Origin of the sequence: Salinibacter sp., from assembly GCF_042218895.1 — a bacterium.
Classification (GTDB): domain Bacteria; phylum Bacteroidota; class Rhodothermia; order Rhodothermales; family Salinibacteraceae; genus Salinibacter.
On sequence record NZ_JBDGQQ010000085.1, the window covers coordinates 1 to 4,579 of the forward strand.

Annotated in this window: 5 protein-coding genes; all 5 read right to left on the reverse strand. The window is 64.0% G+C overall.

Annotated features, from left to right (window positions below):
* Window positions 1–386: hypothetical protein (locus tag ABEL04_RS07855; RefSeq protein ID WP_375801834.1), on the reverse strand; the 386-nt coding region annotated here is incomplete at its 3' end.
* Window positions 387–527: 141 nt separating this feature from the next.
* Window positions 528–1,184, reverse strand: coding sequence for a heme ABC exporter ATP-binding protein CcmA (gene ccmA, locus ABEL04_RS07860; RefSeq protein WP_375801835.1), 657 nt, complete (start codon window positions 1,182–1,184; stop codon window positions 528–530).
* Window positions 1,181–2,575, reverse strand: coding sequence for a NosD domain-containing protein (locus ABEL04_RS07865; protein ID WP_375801836.1), 1,395 nt, complete (start codon window positions 2,573–2,575; stop codon window positions 1,181–1,183). Before ABEL04_RS07865 ends, ccmA begins: the two co-directional genes overlap by 4 nt.
* Window positions 2,576–2,643: 68 nt before the next feature.
* The gene (locus ABEL04_RS07870; protein ID WP_375801837.1) at window positions 2,644–3,303 is read right to left on the reverse strand and encodes a hypothetical protein; all 660 of its coding nucleotides are present in this window, start codon (window positions 3,301–3,303) and stop codon (window positions 2,644–2,646) included.
* Between the two features lie 132 nt (window positions 3,304–3,435).
* On the reverse strand, window positions 3,436–4,579 hold a 1,144-nt coding region (locus ABEL04_RS07875; protein WP_375801838.1), incomplete at its 5' end, for a cupredoxin domain-containing protein.

Genomic DNA, 4,579 nt, shown 5'->3' on the forward strand with positions numbered 1-4,579 from the left:
AACGCGCCCACGGACGGCGCGACGAGGGCCGCCGGAATGAGCGGCAGCAGGAGGACGAGGGCGAGGGCTGCGACCAGGGTGGCCGTCTTCCCCAAAACAAATGCGGCCCGGGGCACCGGCTGACTCCACAGGAACGCCCGCTCGTCGTGCTCCTCGTGCGCGGCACTCACCCCGATGAGGAGGCCGAAGAGGGGCACCACGTACAGAAACAGCAGCAGAAGCCCGAACGGCACCGCCTCGGGGCGTCCGCTGAGGAAGGCCGTCGCCAGCCCGCTTCCCCCCACGAGCACCGCGAAGATCTGGACGAACTGGTTGTGCAGCGTCGTCGTCACCTCCCGGCGGATGATGGCGCGGTAGACCGATGCTGATAGTTGCGTAAGCGGCATGGCGTGTATTCGAGGATCGAGAGTCAAGTGAGGAGTGAGTATTTCGTATTGCGTATTTCGTAGCATTCGATCTGACTGATACGCAATACGCACTACGCGCCCTGAGCGCAGCGAAGAAGTAGTTTCAGACTGCAATACGCATCACGCGGCAACCGGATTGGCTTCCTCCTCCACGGCCCGAATCTGCCCGTCCTCGCAGCGCAGCACCTGATCCACAATCGGCCGCCACACCTCGTGCAGGTGCGTGGCGAGAAGCACGGTTGCTCCCTCCTGGGCTCGCGTCTGGAGGCGATCCATGAGCACGTCGCGCCAGTCGGGATCGAGGCTGAGGGCGGGCTCGTCGAGGAGCAGGACCGGCGCGTCGGCCAGGTCGAGGAGGGCGAGGCCCAATCGCTGCCGCATGCCCCCGGAGAGGGTACCGCAGGGGTCGTCGGCCGCGTCGAGGAGGGCTACCTGATCGAGGCGGGCGTCGAGTCGGTCAGTCGAGACGTCGCGAAGACCCGCGTAGAAGCGAAGGACCTGCCGGGGCGTGAGCGCCGAATGGAAACGCACGTCCTGCGGCAGGAAGGCGAGTCGTTCCTGCGCCGCCGCCCGGTCGGTCGTCACGTCCATGCCGTCTACGATGGCGGACCCGTCATCGGGCGTGGCGAGGCCCGCCAGCACGTGCAGGGTCGTGGTCTTGCCCGAGCCGTTGGGCCCCACCATGGCGACAATCGTGCCCGCGTCCACCGCGAACGAAGCGCCGTCCAGGACGGTCTCCTCTCCGTAGGCCTTGTGTAGATTGGTAACGTCGATCATGCGTGGTTCCTCCATAGGGCAGCGACCCCGACTGCAAGTATCGTGACGATGAATGCGACGGTGCGTCCAACTCCCCCAGCGGCCTCGGCGGCGAGCTGGGCCGGCGGCTGCATGAGCGGATGCGAGTCGGTGATGGTGGGCACATTGACCGCCGGGACGCGCCGCAGCGCCTCCTCGAGCAGCGCCAGACCCGGACTGGCCGCCAGCAGGTCCACGTACGGAAAGTTCTCGCGGTACCCACCGAGCAGGTCCACGGTCCGGTACGGCAGCTCGCTGATCCCGTCGGCGTCCACGTCCAGCAGGCCGCGCGGGCCCCAGTAGTTGCCCACGCCGTCCATCTGCCACTCGTTGGTGGCGCTCATGCCGGCCACCGCCGCCGTGTGCAGGTTGCCGCGGATGACGTTTCGGCTGAACCGGTTTTCCGTCGAGCTTCCGGTCATCCGGATGCCCCGGTAGTTGGACGCCACCACGTTGGCCTCGAACTCGTTTCGGGTGCTGTTCTCGAGGTAGACGCCCGTGCCGTTTCGGGTCATCCGGTTGTCCACGAAGCGACCGTCCGTCATCGTCTGGAGCAGCAGTCCGTATCCGCGCTGCGACCGGTTATTGCGGAAGACGTTGTGCCGCACCGTGATGTTGTCCGAGTACATGAGGGCCGACCCCGAGGCATTGTCGTAGAAGACGTTGTGCTCGAACGTATTGTCGTCCGAGTACATGAAGTGCAGCCCGTAGCGCACGTCGTGGATCGTGTTGTGCGCCGTGTAGTTGTGGTCGGAGTGCGAGAAATACGTGCCGTCGCGGGTGTGGTGGATGGTGTTGTGGGTGATCGTGCTGTGGAGGGCATTCCACAGATGGATGCCGTTGCCCCGCTGGGCGGAGACGAGGGGCACTGTGCAGGTCCCGCCGCCCGCCGGCACCGAGCAGTCCTCGTGCAGCTGGGCCTCCTTAGGCGAGAGCCGCCGCGTCACGGTCGGGGGACCTTCGATCGTGTTCTCGACGATGACGGTCCGGTTTTTTCCCATCACGTAGATGCCGTGGAGGACATCTACCAGGCGATTGTTGCGGATCGTCGCCCGGTGGCCCTTCACCATGATGCCGGCGTGGTCCTGGGCGAGCTGCTTGCCCGAGTCCGTGATGCGGAAGCCCTCGATGGTCACCCCGCTGGCCTCGACGGTCACGACGTGCGTCGTCTCGTCGCCCTTCAGGTGCGCCCCATTCCGGCCCACGAGCACGACCGGCGTCTCGATCACAAACGGGCCGTCGTGCGTGCCGCCGTCCACGACGAGCGTGTCGCCGGGCGCCGCGGCGTCGAGGCGAGCCTGTAACGACTGAGCATGGCTGCCAGGAGCCAGGCCAAGCAGCAGTCCGAATGTAAGTGCCCAGAGCGTACGCATTACTGTTGAAGGTTGGAACGTTGAACGTTCAACGTTAAACGTTCAACGAACATGGCTAGTGGGAGTGCTTATGCCGCGGTCGCCTCGGGGGCTGGCTCAACCTCCGACGAGCTTGTATCCTGCCGGACACCCATCCAAATCGCCCCGCCGAAGCACAGGACCGCCCCCAGCAGCAGGGCCGATCCCTCGCGCGGGAAGCTGTACTGCGTAAAATTCGCAATTTGCTTCCACCCAATCAGGATCGGCGTGAAGGGGTCAATGTCCATCGGTGCCTGCGGGTCGAGGTTGTGCGCGTAGGTGTAGAGCCGGTAGTAGAAGCGCCACAGCGAGAATGCGCCGAAGTACACGAACAGCACCAGCGTATCGATGGCCGACTTGAGCGTCCCGAAAAACGCAGCCCGCAGGGCCAGGAGCGAGAATCCCCCGAGCAGGAAGGGGATGAACCGCATCTCGGTAAAGTCCTCTTCCTGCAGCGGCTGCATGCCGATGTAGTGGTTCAGGTTGTTGATCTCGACCAGATCTTGCCCCCCGTTCCCTGCCTCCAGCTTGTGGCTGTAGATGTACAGGTCGAGGCCCTCCTGGTACTGCGGCGCCACGAGGTGAATCTGCCACAGCGGGAGGAAAATGGCGACCACGAGCAGAACGGCTCCGGCGACGAGCAGGAGTCGGCCGCGGTCGGGAATGGGGCGATCCGCCAATTCAGGAATGCGTTCGATAAAGTCTCGCATGGCGTCGTTGGAGTGTGGATGTTTGGATGAATGGAAGTGTGAATGGTATGTGTGGAAGCGTGTGGAGGGGAGGTCGGTGCAAACCGCCTCCCACATCCACACGTCCACACTTCCAGACCTCCACACCAAACCCTACCGCGGTTTGACTTCGAGGTAGCCCTGCATCTCCTGGTGGAGTGCCGAGCAGAAGTTCGTGCAGTAGAAGGGGAAGACGCCCGCCTTCTTTGCTTCGAACGTGAGCGTCTTCGTCTGACCGGGCGCCACGACGGCGTTCATGTTGTGCTCGGCGATGCCGAAGCCGTGGATCATGTCCGACACCTGTTCGATGTTGGTCAGGTGAATCGTCACCTCGTCACCCACCTTGGCTTCGATCTTGTCCGGGTAGTACTGGCTCCGCTTGGCGATCACGTGGGCCGTCACCTCGTTCGGGCCGGTGCGCTGGTAGCCTGTGTTCTTCGGGTCCCAGCGCGCCTCCGGATGGTCGTTGTTTTCCTTCTTGTAGACCTCCTTCGGGTTGATCGTCTCGGCCTTGGCAACCTGGGCGAAGTGCGGCTCGGGCGGCGTGTAGGCCTCCGCCACCATCTTCATCTTCTTGCCCGAGATGTCGATGAGCTGGCTCGTTTCCGGCTTCTCCGGCCCGACCGACAGCCCGCGGTTCTTTTTGAGCTTGTTCATCGCGACCAGCCACTTGCCGTTCGGGTCCTTCGTGTCGCTGCCGCTGATGACGAGGTGCCCGATGTTGAAGTGGACATTGACCTTGTCCACCACGGCCTTGCTCATGTCCTTCTTCGTGGCCTCGTCCCACGGGGGCATCTTCCACTTCGTGACGGTCGACTCGATGAACATCGACGTGTAGGCGTTTCCGCGACCGTCGAACTGGGTGTGGAGCGGGCCCTGCCCCACCGGCACCTCCCCTTCCACGATGGCGTCGTAGTTCACGACGGGCACGCCGCGGAATTCACCCTGGAAGTTCTCGTTCTCGATGGCTGTCTTGAAGTCCTTGAAGTCATAGACCGTGGCCGTCGGCTGCAGCTTGCCGGAGGCGACCACCCAGCGGCCGGTCGGGTTTACGTCCATACCGTGGGGCGACTTGCTGGCCGGCACGAAGTACATCACGCCCTCGTGCTCCGATGGATCGATCAGCGGCACGCCGTTGCGCGTCTCCACGTCGTTGTTTTTCACGATCTCCTCGGCGCGCTGCCAGTTGACCCACGCGGTCAGGTCGCGGTCGCGCTGGCTGGCGTTGATCTCCAGGGAGTCGTGGGCCATCTCGGTG

Coding starts and splice junctions, on each gene's coding strand:
- ABEL04_RS07865 (WP_375801836.1), bottom strand. CDS start 2,575: ATGCGTACGCTCTGGGCACTTACATTCGGACTGCTGCTTGGCCTGGCT.
- ccmA (WP_375801835.1), bottom strand. CDS start 1,184: ATGATCGACGTTACCAATCTACACAAGGCCTACGGAGAGGAGACCGTC.
- ABEL04_RS07870 (WP_375801837.1), bottom strand. CDS start 3,303: ATGCGAGACTTTATCGAACGCATTCCTGAATTGGCGGATCGCCCCATT.